The following is a 16698-nucleotide window of genomic DNA, read 5'->3' on the forward strand; positions in this document are numbered from 1 at the left end:
TCTACCTCCGTGAGTTCAGTCGGTCGGCGACACGCACCCCGACGATGTTGAACGCGACCACGACCAGGGCGATGGCCGCGCCGGGGACCAGGGCGGGCCACAGGACCCCCTGGATGAGCGCGGACTGCCCCTCCTGGACCATCAGGCCCCACTCGGAGCTGGGCGGCTGCGCGCCGAAGCCGAGGAAGCTGAGCGTGGCCAGGCTCATCAGCCCCTCGCCGAAGAGCACGACCAGATATCCGAGCAACGCGGGGGCCATGTTCGGGATGAGGTAGCGCAGGCAGATGACCAGGCCGCTCACCCCCTGCACCCGGTAGGCGTCGATATAGGGCTTGGAGCATTCGGCCAGCGCGACGCTGCGGGTGAACTTGGCGATGATCGGGGTGAACGCCAGGCCCAGGGCGATGACCGCGGTGGTCATGCCGCTGCCGAACACCGCGATCACGAGCACCACGAACAGGAGTCCCGGGAAGGCGTACATGACGTCGGTGACCCGGGCCAGGAGGACGTCCACCCAGCCGCGCCGCCAGGCGGCCAGGGTCCCCATCGCCACGCCCAGGACGGAGGCGAGCACGAGCAGGGCCAACGGGCCCAGCAGGCTCTCGCGCGCTCCATGGACGACCCGCGAGAGCAGGTCGCGCCCCATCTGGTCGGTGCCCAGCCAGTGGTCGGCGCCGGGCGGCGCCCAGATGTTCCCGAAGTCGATGGCGTTGGGATCGGCCGGGGCGACCACCGGGGCGAACAGGGCGGCCAGGACCACGGCGACGAGGAAGCCCGAGCTCACCCAGAGCGCGCCGCGCCCTCCGTTCCTTCGGACGTCGCGGATCCCGGCGCCCATGGTGACGGCGCCGGTGGGAGACTGCGCGGTCATACCCTGTTCCTTTCGAGACGGACCCGCGGGTCCAGCAACGGGTGCACGAGGTCGATCAGGGTCGTGACCCCCATGTAGGCGACCACCATGCACAGCAGGACGGCCTGCACCACGGGGAAGTCGAGGTTGTTGATGGCGTCGACGAGCAGGGCCCCGATACCGCTGAGACCGAACGCCGACTCGATGACCACGGTCCCGCTGAGCATGCTCGCGGTGACCAGGCCGCACATGGTCACCACGGGGCCCAGGGCGTTGCGCAGGACGTGCCGGCGGACCACGTGCCTCTCGGCGACCCCCGAGGCCCGCGACGCCGAGACGTGCTCCAGATCGAACTGCTCCACCATCGTCTGTCGGGTGACCCGGGAGACGATGGCCAGGGCGCCGGTGGCCAGGGCGATCGCGGGCAGGGTGAGGTGGTGGATCCGGCCGATGAACCCCTCGCCGAGCCCGGTCACCGGGAACCAGCCCAGCCGGACGCCGAACAGGGAGATCAACGCGATGGCCATGACGAACGACGGGATCGACGCGGCCAGCGTGGTGCCCGCGGTGACGGCGGAGTCGGTACGACGGCCCCGTCGTACCGCCGACAGGGCGCCCAACGCGATGCCCAGGACGGTGAAGAGCACCGCCGCGTAGGCGACCAGGGACACCGTGGTGGGAAGGCGGGTGAGGATGAGGTCGCCCACCGCCGCGTTGTACTGGAACGAGGTCCCCAGGTCGCCGGTGACGGCTCCGGTCAGCCACAGCCAGTACTGCACGAGCAACGGCTGGTCGAGGTTGTACTCGGCGCGGACCGCGGCGATCCGTTCCGGGGTGACGTTCTCGGGGTCTCCCACCAGGAACGACACCGGGTCGCCGGGGGCGGCGTACATGGCGCCGAAGATCAGCGCCGAGGCCACCGCCAGGGTCAGGAGCATGCCGCCGAGGCGGCGCAGTACGTGCGCGATCATCGTCCTTCGTCCTCTCGGGCGCCCAGGTCGGCGGCCCACGGATAGAAGAGGAACGCGGAGGAGGCGGGCGCGCCCGTGACCTCGGGTCCCATGGCCAGGGTCGTGGGCACCTGGACGACGGGGATCCACGGCATGGCCTCGGTCCAGCGTTCCTGGAGCTCCACGGCCAGTTCGGCCCTCTCGGCGTCGTCGGTGGCGGCCTGGGCCTCCTTGACGAGGCGGTCGTAGTCCTCATCGGCGAAACCGGAGTAGTTCACCCCGGCGTCGGAGGCGCCGTTCTTGTAGAAGCCCACGGGGTCGTTCTTGGAGATCCAGTACTCGTCGGAGAACAGGTCCACCTGGGCGCGCAGCTCGGGGTCGACGTAGTAGCTGCCGAACTGCTGTCGGGGCACGGTGAGGATCCGCATCTCCAACCCGATCTTGGCCGCCGCGTCGACGGTGGCGTTGGCGATGATGGTGCGCGCCGGTTCGCCGTCGTTGGCGATGACGAGCGGCTCCTCGGGGGCGCCGGCCTCCTCGACCAGGGCGCGGGCCTCCTCCAGTTCACGTTCGCCGGGGTCGGAGGGGGCCGCGTCGAGGGCCTCGTAGGCCTCCTCGAAACGTTCCCGCTCGTAGCCCCAGCCGCCGGGGCCCAGGGGAGTGGACCACGGTTCGGCCAGCCCTCCGAAGGCCGAGCGCGAGATGCCGTCGCGCTCCAGGGCCAGGGACAGGGCGCGGCGCAGACGCGGGTCGGCCAGGCCGCCGCGTTCGGTGGTGATCAGGGACCACACATTGGTGGAGGGCCCCTGGTACACCTGGACGGTCTCGTCGCGCAGCAGCGGGACGGCCGCCGAGGCGGTGTCGAGGTAGGCGCCGTCGGACTCCCCGGTGTTCAGGGTGTTGACGACGGCGTTCTCGACGGCCCAGCGGAACTCGACCCGGGCCACGTTCGCGGCCTTCTCGGGGTTCCAGTAGGCGTCGTCCCGTTCCAGTACGACCCGGCTGCCCGAGCTCCACTCGGCGAGCCGGTAGGGGCCGGTACAGGCGTCCGAGCCCTGGGGCGTGCCGTAGGCGTCGCCGTCGGCCTCCAGGGCGCGACGGTCGTAGACGATGCCGCCGTTCCCGGCCATGGCGGGCACGAACACGGCGTCGCGCTGGGTCATGGTCACGGTGACCTCGCGCTCCCCGGTCGCCTCGATCCGTTCGACGTTGGTGTACTCGTCGGACTCCTCCGCGCCCTCCGCGGAGTGGCGCTCCATGCTCCACACCACGTCGTCCGCGGTGATCGGGGCGCCGTCGCGGAAGGCGGCGTCGGGGTTCAGCCGGAAGACGACGGTGTCGTCGTCCTCCCATTCGGCGTACTCGGCCAGGCCGGGGCCGATCGAGAGGTCGGGCGCCACCCGCATGAGCCGCTCGCAGACGTTGGCGAGGACGGTGTTCTGCGCGGTGCCGCCGTTGGCGTCCAGGTCCAGTGACGTGGGCTCGGAGGGGAGCATCCAGGTCACCGAGTCCAGCTCTCCGGCGGGCGCGGCGGTGGTGGTGGTCAGGTCGATCTCCGTGCCCGCGGGCGGGGCCGTACAGGCGGTCACGGCGAGCGCGAGGACGGCGGCGGGGATCACCGCTCGGGAGCGGCGTGGTGCTCTGTCCTTCACAACGGTCTTCTCCAGGGAAAGGGGGATACGAATGATGGGGTCAGCTCCGTGGGCCCGGGCCGTCGTAGAGGTTCCAGGGCATGAGCTCGTAGGCGTTCTCGCAGGGGTTTCCGGCGGTGACGCGGTATTCGCCGCTGGTGAGGTCGACGAGGCTGGAGAGCAGGGTGGACCAGCGGCGTACCTCGGGGGCGGCGGGGTCGGGGTGGGTGCACAGGGACTCGGGGTGGCCGAGGTGGTCGGACATGGCCGCGTGGACGGCGGCCCGCACCTGTTCGGGGCTTCGGGCGTCGCGGACGGCGTCCAGCCCGCGTCGGGCCCGGGGCACACGGATGAGCGAGTCGGTGGCCAGCGGGCGGTAGGCCTCGGCGAGCTGGGGCGGGATACCGGCCTGGTAGTGGTTGCCGTGCACGAGCAGACCCTCGCCGTCGGGGTACATCCACTGGCAGGGGCCAGGGGTGGTCTCGACGTCGATCGCGAAACCGGATTCGTGGGTCAGCAGCGCGTTGCTGGCGATGTGGGCGCGCGTCTTGACCAGCACGTTCAGGGCGTCGGAGAGTCGGGCGGAGTCCAGGACACGGCGGCGGATGAGGGTCTGGGGCACGCCGACGGCCGAGCCGAAGCGTCCCCCGAGGCCGTTGGCGTTGAGCGCGATACCGGCGGAGTTGGCCCCGTGCCGGCCGACCTGTCCGGCCTCGACCTGCATGATGAGCGTGGGCTTGGGCGGCTGGACCACGCGGAGCATCAGGATGGTGTCGGTGGTGCCGTGCCGCCAGTCCCAGTTCTGTCCGGCGTAGACGTGGCCGTCGCCCGAGGCGCCCTCGGCCAGGGCGAACGAGGTGCAGCCGTCCGAGGCGTCCCGGTCGTCGGTCTCGGTGGCCGCGGGCATGGTGCGGAAGGAGGAGTCGTAGATGATCTCTCCGCGCACGTTGAGCGCCATGATGTCGAGGAGGTCGACCCCGGCGCCCTCGGCGATGCCCTCCATCTCGGTGACCATGTCGGCGTCGAAGGCGCGGCAGGGGTCGAGCCAGCCGCGGGCGCGGTCGAGGACGCCGCCCCAGCTCAGCCCGGTCTGCTGGGTGAAGGCGCGCTCGTAGAAGCCCATAGCGGCGACGATCTGCTCCCGCGCGGCCTCTCCGTAGGCGATGCCGCGTTCGCGCGGACCGCCGGAGATCTCGACGAGCGGCAGGCCCGATGCCGTTCGCGGCGTGGGTTCGGTCATGGTGGTGCTCCCCCGAACACGTCCTGTAACATTCATTACGAGGACATGAATAGTTGAAACGAACGTTTCTTCAGGAGTGTAATGAGTGATACGCCACAGTCAAGAGCTGTAATGAATAGTTCTTCGAACCCGGGCCTGGAACGGCTCCACACCCTGGTGCGCACCCACTGGGACGACCTCTCCCCGGCCGAACGATCCGTGTGTCGCCTGCTCACGGCCTCGCCGGTCGAACAGATCCTCTACTCCAACGCCCAAGAGCTCGGTTCCGCCAGCGGCACCAGCAACGCCAGCGTCATCCGGACCCTGCGCCGACTCGGGTACACCGGACTGCCCGCCCTCAAACAGGAGATCGCCGCCCCCTTCACCTCCGAGGTCGCCCCGGAGGTACGGCTGCGCGAACGGATCGACCGCATGGGCCGGGACTTCACCTCCCTGTGGGGGCGGGTCGTCGACGAGGCGCGCGACCGCGTCGAACACGTCCGCACGGCCACCTCCTCCGAAGAACTCACCCGGGCCGTGGAGGTCCTGGCCGAGGCCGAACAGACCCTCGCCTACGGAGTCGGCTCCTCCAACATCGCCGCCGAACACCTGGCCCTCAAACTCAACCGGATCGGCGCCCGCGCCCGCCCCATCGACACGGACGGCTTCCGCCTGGCCGACGACCTGCTGGGCGTCCACAGGGGCGACGCCGTCGTCGTCTTCGCGCCCGGACGCGTCCTGCCCGAGGTCGAGGTGCTCTTCGAACGGGCCCGCGCGGTGGGCGCCCGATCGATCCTGGTGACCGACGAACTCGCCGATGAGCTCCGGGACGGAGTCGACATCGTCCTGTCCGCCCCGCACACCCCCACCGGCATGACCGCCGAGGCGCTGACCGGCATCATCGTCGCCGACGCCCTCGTCCAGGCGGTGACCACCGTCCACCCGGACCGGGCCGTGCGCACCTCCCACGAACTCACAGCCTGGCGCGGGCGCCTGGGCCACTGACGACGCGGACCCCCACCGCCGGTCGGCGAGGGGGTCGCGCTCGTACGGATTCCTCGTTCAGTGGGCGGGGACCGACACGCAGGCGAGCTCGGTGTCCTCCTCCGCGCGCAGCTCGCCCGGGGAGTGCTCCGGGACGTGCAGGAGGTCGCCGGGGCCCGCCGTCACGACGCGGTCGGGGGTGCGCAGTGTCATGGCTCCGGAGACGACGACCCACACCTCCTCGTAGGGTGCGGGCAACGTCGCGACCTCTCCACGATCGAACCGGGCGTAGTAGGCGCTCAGCGGGCCGCCCTCCTCCTTCGTGACCACGGGGCCGATCCGGATTCCGTGATCGACCAGGTCCTGCCAACCATCGACCTCCTTCGCGGAGAACCGACGGGCCCCTTCTCCCGAGTGGGACATCCTGCTCCTTCATCCGAACGGACACGGTCGACGTTCAGTCGAACACCTCAAGTCGAGTCGAGGTCAAGGGCTTCGCCACGGTCGGGGGTCGTTGTCTCCTCCTGGGGGAGATGGGGAGAATGTCCCCCATGGACTTCTCCGATCCCCTACCGTCGACCACCAGTGAGGACGAGGGCCGCGCCTCCTCCCGGGTGGCGCTGCTGCCCGTCGGAAGCCTCGAACAGCACGGCCCCCACCTGCCGTTGACCACGGACACCATCGTGGCCTCCGCGCTGGCGCAGTCCCTGGCCGACGCCAACCCGGGGCTGCGCCTCCTGCCCCCCATCACCTTCGGCTGCTCGCACGAGCACGCCTCCTGGCCCGGCACGGTCAGCGTCTCGGCGCCCACCCTGCACGCCATGGTCTCCGACGTGGCCGACTCCCTCCGGGCCGCCGGGACGCCCAAACTGGTCGTGGTCAACGGCCACGGGGGCAACCACGTCCTGGCCAACCTGGTGCAGGCCTCCGGAGGGGACATGGCGCTCTTCCCCGGCCCGAACGACTGGGAGGCCGCGCGCAAGAGCGCCGGCATGCGCACCACCAACGACCGCGACATGCACGCGGGGGAGCTGGAGACCTCGGTCCTGCTGCACGCGCGCCCCGACCTGGTCCGCACCGGCTACCAGGAGGCCGACCACCTCGCCGACCGGCGCGACCTGATGCTCACCACCGGCCTGGCCCGCTACACCCGTTCCGGGGTCGTCGGACAGCCCTCACGCGCCACGGCCGTCAAGGGGCGGGACCTGCTCTCGGCCCTGGTCAAGGGGTTCTCCGCCTACCTGGCGGTCCTCGACCCGAAGTAGGCGCCACAGGAACACCACCCCGCCGGGCAGTGAGGCCACCAGCGCGAGCAGCCCGTAGACCACGGACACCGTCAACCCGACGGACGCCCCCAGCCCCACGGCGCCGAAGACCAACGCGGTCACCGCCTCACGCGGACCCCAACCGCCCACCCCGGCGGGGACGCTCATCGCGATCAGAGCGGCCACGGCCGGAGGCAGCAGCATCCCCACGGGCTCGGTGACCCCGGCAGCCCGGGCGGCCAGCACGAACAGGGTCACGTGACCGGCCAGGGCCGCCACCGACAGCACCAGGACCGCCGGACCGGTGGTCCTGGTGCACAGCCCGTTCCGCACGTCCCGGGCCGTCTCCGTCAGGACCCGCCACCAGAGCGCGTCGCGCCGCCGCCCGAGCCGGGGCGCGCATACGGCCACCGCCGCCACCAGCCCCGCCACCCCGGCCCAGACCGCCACCGTGACCACGCCCGGGCCCGTCGACGCGGCGGGCAGGACGAACAACGCGACCGCCCCGGCCGCCGCCAACACCACCTGACCGGCCATCCGCTCCAGGACCACCGCGCGCACCCCTCGGGGCACGTCGCCCGCGTCACGACCATGATCGATCGCCCGGTGCACGTCGCCGAGCACCCCGGAGGGCAGCACCGCGTTCAGGAAGACGGCCCGGTAGTAGTCGCCCACCGCCCGCGACCAGGGAAGACACAGCCCCGTTCCGCGCGCCACCGTCCACCACCGGGCCGCGCACAGGACGGTGGTGGCCAGGCCGATCCCCAACGCCGAGAGCGCGAGGCCGACGTCGATCGCCTCGAAGGCGTCGGTGAGGGCGTCCAACGGAGACCACCACACCACCCCGGCCAGGAGCAGCAGCCCGATCAAGGGGCGCGGCCACCACGCCCCCGGAACGGTCGGCCGGGGTCTCACCGGCCCTCCGGCCCCCTCGGTGGAAGGGCCAACAGGTCGGTATGGTGCACGACCGCGCCCAGCTCGCCGCGTTCGCACTGGGCCAGCCGACGGTGCAGGTAGTCCCCGGGCACCCGCTCCGGCCTCATCTCGACGGCCGCCTCCACACGACCGGACAACCAGGCCAGGGTCAGCGGGACGCGTTCGGGACACAACCGCCACGGCGAGGGGGAGGCCGACACCCGGTACCCGGACCTCTCGAAGAGCTCGGTCATCACCACGACCGCGTCCGGCCCCAACGCCCCACGGCGACGCTGGTGGTCGTTGAAGGCGGAGTTCACCGCCGCGTCGGCCGGATCGCTCGGGAACAGCTCCACCCGCCCGGTGACGGACAGGGTGAACAGCGCCGCGCCCCCGGCCCCCGTCACGGCCCGCACCAGCGCCGCCACCTCGTCGAAGGACAACAGGTCCAGCAACGCCGAGCCGGTCACCAGGTCGACCTCGGCCAGATCCCGCGCGGTGAGGGAACGCAGATCCCGCCGGTACATGCGGGCACCGACCTCGGACCCGTCCGCGCCGGCCACCGGCATGGACGCCCCGGCCAGGTCCAACAGATTCGAGTCCAGGTCGTAGAGGCTCCAGCTCTGCGGGCCGTGCAGCCGCGGGGCCAGCCAGCGCCCCTGAGAGCCGGTCCCGCACCCCAGGTCGGCGATCCTCAACGGAGGACGGTCGGTCCGCGACCCCCGCCCGGTGAGATGGACCCGGAGCGGGTCCAACGGGGCGGTGGAACGGGCCTCGGCGTCGGCCTCCTCGCGCAGGGACAACCACTCCGGGGCGAAGGTCGAGGAGAGGTGGTCGGATGGTGGGTTCAACGGGGCTCCTCCGAGCGGGACGCGGCCGCGGACGGGCGTCTTTCCCCCAGCCTGCCGGCTCGGGTCGGCCCGGATGGGCCGAACGCCCGAGCGCGCTCCCCTTCGGGGCGGACACGATCGGGTGTGTCCTCGGGGTCCTACCCGAGAGAGGCCGGCTTCAACGGAGCACCGAGTCCTGGGCGGCTCAGCGGTGTTCCCATACACCCAGGTCCGGGGCGCGGACCCGCCGGACCCCGTTCTTCGGGTCCACCTCCAGGGAGAACGTCTCCAGGGGCGGCCGGCCCGCCTCGGTCAGGGCATCGTAGGCGGCGGCCAGTTCCCCGAACAGGTCGCGTTCTCCGCCGCCGGTGACGGTACCGTCGGGCCACACGTAGGCCCAGGAGGCGTCCGCGGTGCCGAGATGGACGATCCGTCCGATGTCCCCCTCGAAGGGGCGTGCGCCCACGCCCGGGCGCACGCCGGGGAGCATGAGCATGAGCCGGGTGAGCAGACGGTCGTCGATCAGCGCGTCCGAGGTCGCCGAGAGTCGCCGTTCGTACTCGGGCTCCGCCCCGATTCCGGGGAAGGGGGACTCGGAGACGCGCTGGGTCCGGTCGTGCATGAACACGGCGTCGCGGACGAAGGGCCCGTAGGCGCTCCCGTCGTCCCGCACCCGCAGGGCCGCCACGGGTGTGGATTCGTGTTCGGAGGAGGGCGCCCAGGGGACGACGATCGGCGCGCCGACCGGGACACTCGCGATCCACTCCTCGGGCACCCGGCTCACCGCGCAGGTGGCGATGATCGCGTCGTATCCGCCCTCGGGGATCTCGGCGCCGTGGACGACCCGGACCCCGGTCGCGTCGAGTCGCCCCCGCGCGTGGGCGGCGACGTCCGGATCGATCTCCACCGAGGTGACCGAGCCGGTGGGGCCGACCAGCGAGGACAGGATCGCCGCGTTCCAGCCGGTGCCCGTACCGATCTCCAGCACACGGTCGCCGGGGCCCACCCGGGCCGCGCGGATCATGTCCGCCATCACCTGGGGATGGGACGAGGACGAGGAAGGGGTGTTCACCGGCCCGGAGCCCCCGTCGTCGGCCTGCGTGGTGACCGGCGCGAAGGCGTAGACACAGGAGACCCACCGCTCGGGATCGGCCGTGCGCCGCAGCGGCAGCCCGTTCGCGTCGGGCCAGATCAGATCGGGCACGTACCGGTGGCGTGGGTGGTCGGCGAACGCGGCCCGGATCGCCTCGGTCGTGTCGAGCCGGGCCACGAGCCGCGCGTGAAGGTCGTACAGGTCCGTCACTCGACATCTCCCCCTGATGATCCCGGTACCGCCGGTACTCGTTCCCCGTGAGGCCCCGTCGCTCACCTGTGGATCGTGGAACGGGGGAGGGGCCGGGTCCGTGCGGACCCGGCCCCTCCCGGGGGTCTCGAGGGTCAGGGCTTCTTGGCCAGACCGGCGTACTGGGGCAGGTCGCGGATGGAACCCAGCTCGGAGGGCTCGGGGCGCCAGCGGAACACCGACACCACGCCGGGGTCCACCAGGTCGAGGCCGTCGAAGTAGGCGCTGAACTCCGGAAGCGTGCGCATGATGTAGGGCTGGGCGACGTGCTCCTGCCACAGGCTCATGCCCGCGCGGGCGTTCTCGTCCGGGGCGTCGCCCTCCTCGCCGGAGTAGACGCCGTCGCACACGGCCAGCAGGCTGCCCGCCGGAAGGGCGTCCACGTAGGTCTTGACGAGTTCGATCGCCGCCTCGGGCTCGAAGTGGCCCATGGTGCCCATGAGGGTGAGCAGGATCGGCTTGTCGAAGTCCAGGGTCTCGCGCGCGGCCTTCAGGACGGCCTCGGTGTCGCGCAGGTCCTCGCCGACGAACTGGGTCCGGCCCTCCTCGTGGCCCACCAGCAGGGCGCGCGCGTGGGTCAGGACCAGGGGGTCGTTGTCGACGTAGACCACGTGCGACTCGGGGGCCAGGGCCTGGGCCACCTCGTGGGTGTTGTTCGCGGTGGGAAGACCCGTGCCGACGTCCAGGAACTGGCGGATGCCCTCCTCCTGGATCGCGTACGTCACCGCGCGCCGCAGGAACAGCCGGTCGCCGACGGCGATCTCGGTGATCTCGGGGAAGAGCTCCTTGACCCGGTCGCCGATCTCTCGGTCGACGGGGTAGTTGTCCTTGCCCCCGAGCCAGTAGTTCCACACGCGGGCGGTGTGGGCGACGGTGGTGTCGATGGGGGTGTCCGTCATGGGGGCCTTTCGAATCGGGGGCCGGTTCGTGCGAAACCGGGCGGCATCCGAAGTCTGATGGCCCCCGGGCCTCCCGCGCAACCCGGAAAGCCCGGCGCCGCCGGGCTTTCCGTCTCTCGAAGGGACCCGGTCCCCCTTCGAGAGACGGGCTACCAGGTCAGGAGGGCAGAGGGTCCGTCTCGTCGCGCACCGGACCCTTCTCGTCACGGTGCGTCGCACGCCGCATGTTCCGCTCTTCCGGACCTGGAGGAACATCGGTATCGGTCGTGCTCGAAACCGGCTCCTCTTCCTCACCGGGGAGGTCGATGGTGTCGCGGAGTCGCACGTCGGGCAGGAAGAACGCCACGATCAGCCCGAAGACGGCGATCCCGGCGGCGACGAGGAAGAGGTCGCCGGTGGCCGAACCATAGGCGTTCTCCACGATCTGCCTCAGGAACGGAGGCATGCCCGCCAGATCGAGGGTTCCGGCGTCGGCCCCGCCCCCGTCGGTGGGGACGCCCATCTCGTCCAGCCGCGAGGTGATGTTCGAGCTCACCCGTGAGGCGAGGATCGCGCCGAGCACCGACACCCCGATGGTGCCGCCCAGGGAGCGGAAGAACGTGATCGCGCCGCTGGCCGCGCCGAGCTCGCTCAGCGGGACCGAGTTCTGGACGACCAGGACCAGGTTCTGCATCGACATGCCCACGCCCAGGCCGACGGCGAGCATCCCGAGGGAGACCACGAGCAGCGAGGTGGAGGCGTCGATGGTGGACAGCAGCAGGAAGCCGAGCGTCAGCGTGGTCAGACCGGTGAGCACGTAGGGCTTGACCCGGCCCGAACGGGAGACCATCCATCCGGCGACGGTGGAGGCGCCCATGGTGCCGAGCATGAGCGGGGTGGTGAGCAGGCCGGCCGCGGTGGGGGAGTAGCCGCGGGAGAGCTGGAAGTACTGGCCGAGGAAGACCGCTCCGCCGAACATCGCCATGCCCACGGCGACGCTGGCGAGGATGGCGATGGCGGTCTCGCGGCGCACCACCAGGTGCAGTGGGATGACCGGCTGGGAGACCCGGTTCTCCACCCACACGGCCAGGGCCAGCAGGACGAGGCCGCCCGCGACCATCGCGCCGCTCTGCCAGGAGATCCAGTCGAAGGAGCCGCCCACGAAGGTGACCCACAGCAGCAGGGTGCTGACACCGGCGGCGATGAGGGTGGCGCCCACGTAGTCGACGCGGGTGTCGTGGCGGCGCACGTCGGCCAGGTGCAGGGTGCGGGTGATCACGACCATCGCGACCAGCATGAAGGGAACGCCGATGAAGAAGCACCAGCGCCAGCCCAGCCACGAGGCGTCGGTGAGGGCGCCGCCGATGAGAGGGCCGCCGACGGTGGCCACGGCCATGACCGAGCCGATGAGGCCGTTGAGGCGACCGCGTTCCTTGGGGCTGACCAGCGCGCCGATGATCACCTGGACCAGGACCTGGGAGGCGCCCATGCCCAGTCCCTGGATCGCGCGGAAGGCGATGAGCTGTCCGGTGGTCTGCGCGAAGCCGCACAGCAGGGAGGCCACGATGAACAGCACGATGGAGATCTGGAGCAGGCGCTTCTTGTCGAACAGGTCGGCGAGCTTGCCCCAGATCGGGGTGGAGGAGGTGGACGCCAGGAGGGTCGCGGTGACCACCCAGGTGTACTGGGACTGGGTTCCTTGGAGGGAACCCACGATCTGGGGGAGGGCGACCGAGACGATCGTTCCGCTGAGCATCGTCACGCCCAGCACGATCAGGAGCCCGGTGAGGCTGCGCTTGACCGTCGAACGTTCGGTGCCCTGTGACTGAGGAGTACTCAAGGGCTGACCTCTGGAGAGAGAAGAACGTGCAGAAGGAGAAAACCTGCTGGTGGGGCAAAAATACAGAGTAGGCATTTTTGCAGCCCCTGCACGATATCACCCCGGGTGACGGCATAGGCGAGCGAGCCCGGAGAACTGGGACACATCACTCCTGGGCGTGGAGAAGGGGGTGAACAAAGGGAAAGCGGGGGCGTGAGGGGCTCAGATCCGCTCCAGAACGCCCTCCAGCGCCCGGGCCGCGTGCGCCCAACCGGTGAGCGTCGAACGACGTGATCGGGCCGAGGCGCGCAGCTCTCGCCGCAGCCCTGGATCGGTGAGCCAGGCGCGCAGGGCGCTCGCCAACGCGGCCGGATCCCCGGGCGGTACCGTCAGGCCGGGAACGCTCCCGTCAGGGGAACGGCCCAAGGCCTCGGGGATCCCGCCCACCCCACTGGCCACCACCGGCAGCCCCCGGGCCAGCGCCTCGGTGACGACCATCCCGTAGGTCTCCATCAGCGAGGGCAGCACGACCAGGTCGGCGCCGTCGTAGGCCGCCTCCAAGGCGGCCCCGGCCAGAGGTCCGACGAAACGCACCCGCTCCCCGGCGTTCGGGAGAGGGGTCCCCGGGCCGGCGCAGACGCACTCCCAGCCCAGGTCCGACAGCCCCCGAAGGGCCTCGAACAGCACCGCGTGCCCCTTGCGCGGGGTCAGAGAGGCCACGCACAGCAGACGCGGCACGGCCCCCTCCACGACGCGGCCCTCCTCGAAACCGCGGCCCCGCGCGAGCGGCGCCGGATCGACCCCCGGCGGCACCACCTCGACCCGAGGCAGCCCATGGTGCTCGCGCAGCCGCCGCGCCGCGTACCCGCCGGTGGCCACCACCGCCGCGCCGGAGCGCAGCACCGCGCGCTCACGCAGGTCCAGTTCCCGGGCGGTCTCCGGGGACAGGCCGGTCTCGTCGGCCAACGGCAGGTGCACCAGTACCACCGGACGCAGCCGTTCGGCGCGCGGAACGACGATCTCGGGCACCCCGCAGGCCACCAGCCCGTCGACCACCACCCGGGCTCCGTCGGGGAGCCCGTCCAGGACGGCGGCGAGCGCCCGGGCCCCCTCCGGCCCCGGAGAGGGCCAAGGACCCGGGACCGCCACCGTCTCCAACACGGACGAGGCCCGCGAGAGACGCAGATCGTAGAGGGTGCCCCCACTGGGCACCCCCGTCTCCGGCACCACGAACGGGACCGTCACAGCTCCCGTTCGTAGGAGGCCCAGGCCACGTGCGACTCGTGCAGGGTGATCGAGAGCGAGGCCAGCCCCCGGGCGTTCTGGCCCAGCCCGCCCGCGTGGATCCGTTCCGCCAACCGATCGGCGATCACCTTGGCCAGGAACTCGGTGGAGGTGTTCACCCCGGCGAACTCGGGGACCTCGTCGAGGTTGCGATAGTTCAGTTCGCCCACGATCTCGCCCAGCACACGGGTGGCCGCGCCGATGTCGACCACGATCCCGTCGGGGTCCAGATCGGGGCGGCGCAGGGTCGCGTCCACCACGAAGGTGGCTCCGTGCAGGGCCTGGGCGGGACCGAAGACCTCGCCCCTGAAGCTGTGCGCGACCATCAGGTGGTCGCGGACGGTGACGCCGAACAAAAGATCCTCCTCACACGAGAGAACCGTCGCTCTCCGGTTCGTAGACGACGCGATGGCACAACGCGGACAGACGGCCCTCGGCCAACGCCGGCAGCACCTCGGGCAGCTCCTCGAAGCCGCTCCGGCCGCTGAGCAGGGCGTCGAAGGCCGGATCGGCGAGCAGCCGCAGGGCCAGCGCCAGCCGTTCGGAGTGGTCGTAACGCGACCGTCGGGCCGGCGAGATCATCCCGACCTGGCTGGCGCGCACGGCCAGCCGGTGCGAGTGGAAGTCCTCGCCCAACGGCAGGATCACCTGGCGGTCCCCGTACCAGCTCAGCTCCACCACCTCGCCCTCCGGATGGAGCAGCTCCAGGGAACGGATCAGGCCGGCCTCGCTCGCGCTGGTGTGGAAGACCAGGTCCCGGCCGCCCTCGGCCGCCTCGGGCAGAGCGAAGTCCACCCCCAGCCGTTCGGCGACCTCCGCGCGTTCGGGGTCCACGTCGATCAACTGGACCCGGGCGCCGGGCGTCCGCGACACCAGCCGCGCCACGCAGCACCCCACCATGCCCGCGCCGACCACCGTCACCCGGTCCCCGACCAGCGGGGCCGCGTCCCAGAGCGCGTTCACCGCGGTCTCCACGACACCCGCCAACACCGCGCGGCCGGCCGGTACGTCCTCGGGCACGACCGACACCGCCGAGGCGGGCACCACGAAACGGGTCTGGTGCGGGTAGAGGGTGAACACCGTCCGCCCCACCAGGGAGTCGGGGCCCTCCTCCACCACGCCCACGTTCAGATAGCCGTACTTGAGCGGGCCGGGGAAGTCGCCCTCCTGGAAGGGGGCCCGCATCACCTCGTACTGGTTGGGCGGCACCCCACCGCCGAACACCAGGGTCTCGGTGCCCCGGCTGATCCCCGAGTACACGCTGCGCACCAGCACCTCGTCGGGGCCGGGCGCAGGAAGATCCACCTCCCGGACCTCGCCCACACCGGGGGAACGCACCCAGAAGGCACGCGCGGTCCGTCTCATCCTCAGCTCCTTCCGACCGGGACCGTTCGATGTGAACGCTCCCGCCACAGTCCCACCACGTCGCGGCCGAACGACCACGACAGCGCGGCCGCCGCCACCGCCACCACGACCACCGACACCGACCCCGGGAGCACCCCGGAGGCCACCGCGGTCAACACGATCCCCTGCGCCGCGGCCACCGCCTTACGGGCCCGGCTCGGCGGCAAGGGGCCTCGCAGCCACGGGGCCGCCCACGAGGCGACCCCGAACAGGTAGCGCATCGCTCCGATCACCAGTACCCACGGGCCCAGGAACGACGCCACCCGCACACTGAGCACCAGGATCAGGAAGGCGTCCGCCTCCATGTCGAACCGGGCCCCGAACGCGGAGGCCGTCCCCGTCCTCCTGGCGACCAGGCCGTCCACCAGGTCCAGGGCCAGAGCGGGTACGGCCAACGTCACCAGGGCCCAGGCCGGTCCTCCGTCGACGACCAGGGCCGTCACCCCGCCGATGAGCACGAGCCTGGTCAACGTCACCAGGTCGGCCGGGCCCAGGGTCCACCGTCGGTGTCGGCGCATCGCGGCCACGAGCAGTCCCACCGCGCTGAGAGCGTACAGTGCCCCGACCGTCCACCCCCATGGACCCAGGCCCGGCGCGGCGGCGAGCACGGCGAGCAGGGCCGCCTGCCCGCACAGGGCCGCGCCCACCTGCCGTAGGGCCGGATCAGACACGGCCGTTCCCGGGCCCGTGGTGAGGGGACCCGTTCAGGTGGGGCAGGACGTGACCCAACCGGTCCCGCTTGGCGGTCAGGTAGCCGAGGTTCTCCTCGCGTACGGGGGCCGGCAGCGGGACCCGCTCGGCCACCTTCACCCCGTAGCCCTCCAGAGCGCGCACCTTGTCCGGGTTGTTGGACAACAACCGGACCGAACGCACCCCTCGATGGCGCAGCACCCGGGCCGCGGGGCCGTAGTCGCGGACGTCCACGGGCAGCCCCAGGGCCGTGGCCGAGTCCACCGTGTCCAGCCCCCGTTCGTCCTGGAGCACCTGGGTGCGGACCTTGTCCACCAGACCGATCCCGCGCCCCTCCTGGCCGCGCAGGTACACGAGGACGCCTCGGCCCTCGGCCACGATCGCGTCCAAGGCCGCCTGGAGCTGGTCTCCGCACTCGCATCGCAACGCGCCGAAGACGTCCCCCGTCACGCACTCGGAGTGCACCCGCACGAGCACCCGGGCGCCGTCGCCGATCCGGCCCAGCACCAGGGCCATGTGTTCACACCGGTCGATCGGATCCCGAAAGGCGACACAGCGGAACCGCGCGCTGCGCAGGACCAGATCGGACTCCGCGGTCGCCTCCGCGTCCAGAGACTGTTCTGACATCTGCCCCCCT

17 protein-coding genes are annotated in these 16698 nt (G+C 71.5%); 2 read left to right on the top strand and 15 right to left on the bottom strand.

Going from position 1 to position 16698, the window contains the following annotated elements:
* Position 1: 1 nt before the first annotated feature.
* The 4 genes from D451_RS0112810 to D451_RS0112825 are packed head-to-tail and all read right to left on the bottom strand — an operon-like array spanning position 2 to position 4671.
* Positions 2 to 871 (bottom strand): ABC transporter permease, encoded by an 870-nt coding sequence (locus D451_RS0112810; protein ID WP_017534714.1) that lies wholly within the window; start codon positions 869 to 871, stop codon positions 2 to 4.
* On the bottom strand, positions 868 to 1821 hold the full coding sequence (locus tag D451_RS0112815; protein ID WP_017534715.1) for an ABC transporter permease: 954 nt from the start codon (positions 1819 to 1821) through the stop codon (positions 868 to 870). The genes D451_RS0112810 and D451_RS0112815 overlap by 4 nt, the downstream gene beginning before the upstream one ends.
* Positions 1818 to 3452: an ABC transporter substrate-binding protein gene (locus D451_RS0112820; RefSeq protein ID WP_026125027.1), complete on the bottom strand. Its 1635-nt coding sequence runs from the start codon at positions 3450 to 3452 to the stop codon at positions 1818 to 1820. Before D451_RS0112820 ends, D451_RS0112815 begins: the two co-directional genes overlap by 4 nt.
* 40 nt (positions 3453 to 3492) lie before the next feature.
* Positions 3493 to 4671 (bottom strand): C45 family autoproteolytic acyltransferase/hydolase, encoded by a 1179-nt coding sequence (locus D451_RS0112825; protein ID WP_014912560.1) that lies wholly within the window; start codon positions 4669 to 4671, stop codon positions 3493 to 3495.
* A 111-nt stretch (positions 4672 to 4782) separates the two neighbouring features.
* Between D451_RS0112825 and D451_RS0112830 the strand changes: the two genes are divergently transcribed.
* The gene (locus tag D451_RS0112830; protein WP_014910646.1) at positions 4783 to 5655 is read left to right on the top strand and encodes a MurR/RpiR family transcriptional regulator; all 873 of its coding nucleotides are present in this window, start codon (positions 4783 to 4785) and stop codon (positions 5653 to 5655) included.
* Between the two features lie 57 nt (positions 5656 to 5712).
* Here D451_RS0112830 and D451_RS0112835 read toward each other — a convergent pair whose 3' ends face one another.
* Positions 5713 to 6057 (bottom strand): cupin domain-containing protein, encoded by a 345-nt coding sequence (locus D451_RS0112835; RefSeq protein ID WP_017534717.1) that lies wholly within the window; start codon positions 6055 to 6057, stop codon positions 5713 to 5715.
* 128 nt (positions 6058 to 6185) lie between these two features.
* Here D451_RS0112835 and D451_RS0112840 point away from each other — a divergent pair, with 128 nt between their 5' ends.
* Positions 6186 to 6899 carry a creatininase family protein gene (locus tag D451_RS0112840; protein ID WP_014910762.1) on the top strand — a complete coding sequence of 238 codons (714 nt, stop codon included), beginning with the start codon at positions 6186 to 6188 and terminating at the stop codon, positions 6897 to 6899.
* On the opposite strand, the gene D451_RS26480 is transcribed toward D451_RS0112840, so the two are convergent.
* The 10 genes from D451_RS26480 to D451_RS0112890 all read right to left on the bottom strand — a co-directional run bounded on the left by D451_RS26480 (position 6810) and on the right by D451_RS0112890 (position 16688).
* Complete coding sequence (locus D451_RS26480; protein WP_051067467.1) at positions 6810 to 7814, bottom strand: lysylphosphatidylglycerol synthase transmembrane domain-containing protein; 1005 nt, start codon at positions 7812 to 7814, stop codon at positions 6810 to 6812. The two genes, D451_RS0112840 and D451_RS26480, sit on opposite strands and share 90 nt — an antisense overlap.
* On the bottom strand, positions 7811 to 8665 hold the full coding sequence (locus tag D451_RS0112850) for a class I SAM-dependent methyltransferase (protein ID WP_017534718.1): 855 nt from the start codon (positions 8663 to 8665) through the stop codon (positions 7811 to 7813). The genes D451_RS26480 and D451_RS0112850 overlap by 4 nt, the downstream gene beginning before the upstream one ends.
* A gap of 184 nt (positions 8666 to 8849) precedes the next feature.
* Positions 8850 to 9947, bottom strand: coding sequence for a methyltransferase domain-containing protein (locus tag D451_RS0112855; protein ID WP_017534719.1), 1098 nt, complete (start codon positions 9945 to 9947; stop codon positions 8850 to 8852).
* A 134-nt stretch (positions 9948 to 10081) separates the two neighbouring features.
* Positions 10082 to 10885: an SAM-dependent methyltransferase gene (locus D451_RS0112860; protein WP_014910886.1), complete on the bottom strand. Its 804-nt coding sequence runs from the start codon at positions 10883 to 10885 to the stop codon at positions 10082 to 10084.
* Positions 10886 to 11042: 157 nt separating this feature from the next.
* Positions 11043 to 12704, bottom strand: coding sequence for an MDR family MFS transporter (locus D451_RS0112865; RefSeq protein ID WP_017534720.1), 1662 nt, complete (start codon positions 12702 to 12704; stop codon positions 11043 to 11045).
* Between the two features lie 201 nt (positions 12705 to 12905).
* On the bottom strand, positions 12906 to 13928 hold the full coding sequence (locus D451_RS0112870; protein WP_017534721.1) for a glycosyltransferase family 4 protein: 1023 nt from the start codon (positions 13926 to 13928) through the stop codon (positions 12906 to 12908).
* Entirely contained in the window at positions 13925 to 14323 is a 399-nt protein-coding gene (locus tag D451_RS0112875; protein WP_014913493.1) for a 6-pyruvoyl trahydropterin synthase family protein, read from the bottom strand. The genes D451_RS0112870 and D451_RS0112875 overlap by 4 nt, the downstream gene beginning before the upstream one ends.
* A gap of 10 nt (positions 14324 to 14333) precedes the next feature.
* On the bottom strand, positions 14334 to 15332 hold the full coding sequence (locus D451_RS0112880; RefSeq protein WP_017534722.1) for a zinc-dependent alcohol dehydrogenase: 999 nt from the start codon (positions 15330 to 15332) through the stop codon (positions 14334 to 14336).
* A 2-nt stretch (positions 15333 to 15334) separates the two neighbouring features.
* On the bottom strand, positions 15335 to 16042 hold the full coding sequence (locus tag D451_RS0112885) for a CDP-alcohol phosphatidyltransferase family protein (RefSeq protein WP_026125028.1): 708 nt from the start codon (positions 16040 to 16042) through the stop codon (positions 15335 to 15337).
* Complete coding sequence (locus D451_RS0112890) at positions 16035 to 16688, bottom strand: GTP cyclohydrolase II (protein ID WP_017534724.1); 654 nt, start codon at positions 16686 to 16688, stop codon at positions 16035 to 16037. The genes D451_RS0112885 and D451_RS0112890 overlap by 8 nt, the downstream gene beginning before the upstream one ends.
* Positions 16689 to 16698 lie beyond the last annotated feature (10 nt).

The organism is Nocardiopsis alba DSM 43377, from assembly GCF_000341225.1.
GTDB classification, from domain to species: domain Bacteria; phylum Actinomycetota; class Actinomycetes; order Streptosporangiales; family Streptosporangiaceae; genus Nocardiopsis; species Nocardiopsis alba.

What these genes read in the sequence shown, in the direction of transcription:
- D451_RS0112810 (WP_017534714.1), bottom strand. Translation starts at nt 871, where the DNA reads ATGACCGCGCAGTCTCCCACCGGCGCCGTCACCATGGGCGCCGGGATC.
- D451_RS0112880 (WP_017534722.1), bottom strand. Translation starts at nt 15,332, where the DNA reads ATGAGACGGACCGCGCGTGCCTTCTGGGTGCGTTCCCCCGGTGTGGGC.
- D451_RS0112825 (WP_014912560.1), bottom strand. Translation starts at nt 4,671, where the DNA reads ATGACCGAACCCACGCCGCGAACGGCATCGGGCCTGCCGCTCGTCGAG.
- D451_RS0112890 (WP_017534724.1), bottom strand. Translation starts at nt 16,688, where the DNA reads ATGTCAGAACAGTCTCTGGACGCGGAGGCGACCGCGGAGTCCGATCTG.
- D451_RS0112815 (WP_017534715.1), bottom strand. Translation starts at nt 1,821, where the DNA reads ATGATCGCGCACGTACTGCGCCGCCTCGGCGGCATGCTCCTGACCCTG.
- D451_RS0112840 (WP_014910762.1), top strand. Translation starts at nt 6,186, where the DNA reads ATGGACTTCTCCGATCCCCTACCGTCGACCACCAGTGAGGACGAGGGC.
- D451_RS0112860 (WP_014910886.1), bottom strand. Translation starts at nt 10,885, where the DNA reads ATGACGGACACCCCCATCGACACCACCGTCGCCCACACCGCCCGCGTG.
- D451_RS0112835 (WP_017534717.1), bottom strand. Translation starts at nt 6,057, where the DNA reads ATGTCCCACTCGGGAGAAGGGGCCCGTCGGTTCTCCGCGAAGGAGGTC.
- D451_RS0112830 (WP_014910646.1), top strand. Translation starts at nt 4,783, where the DNA reads ATGAATAGTTCTTCGAACCCGGGCCTGGAACGGCTCCACACCCTGGTG.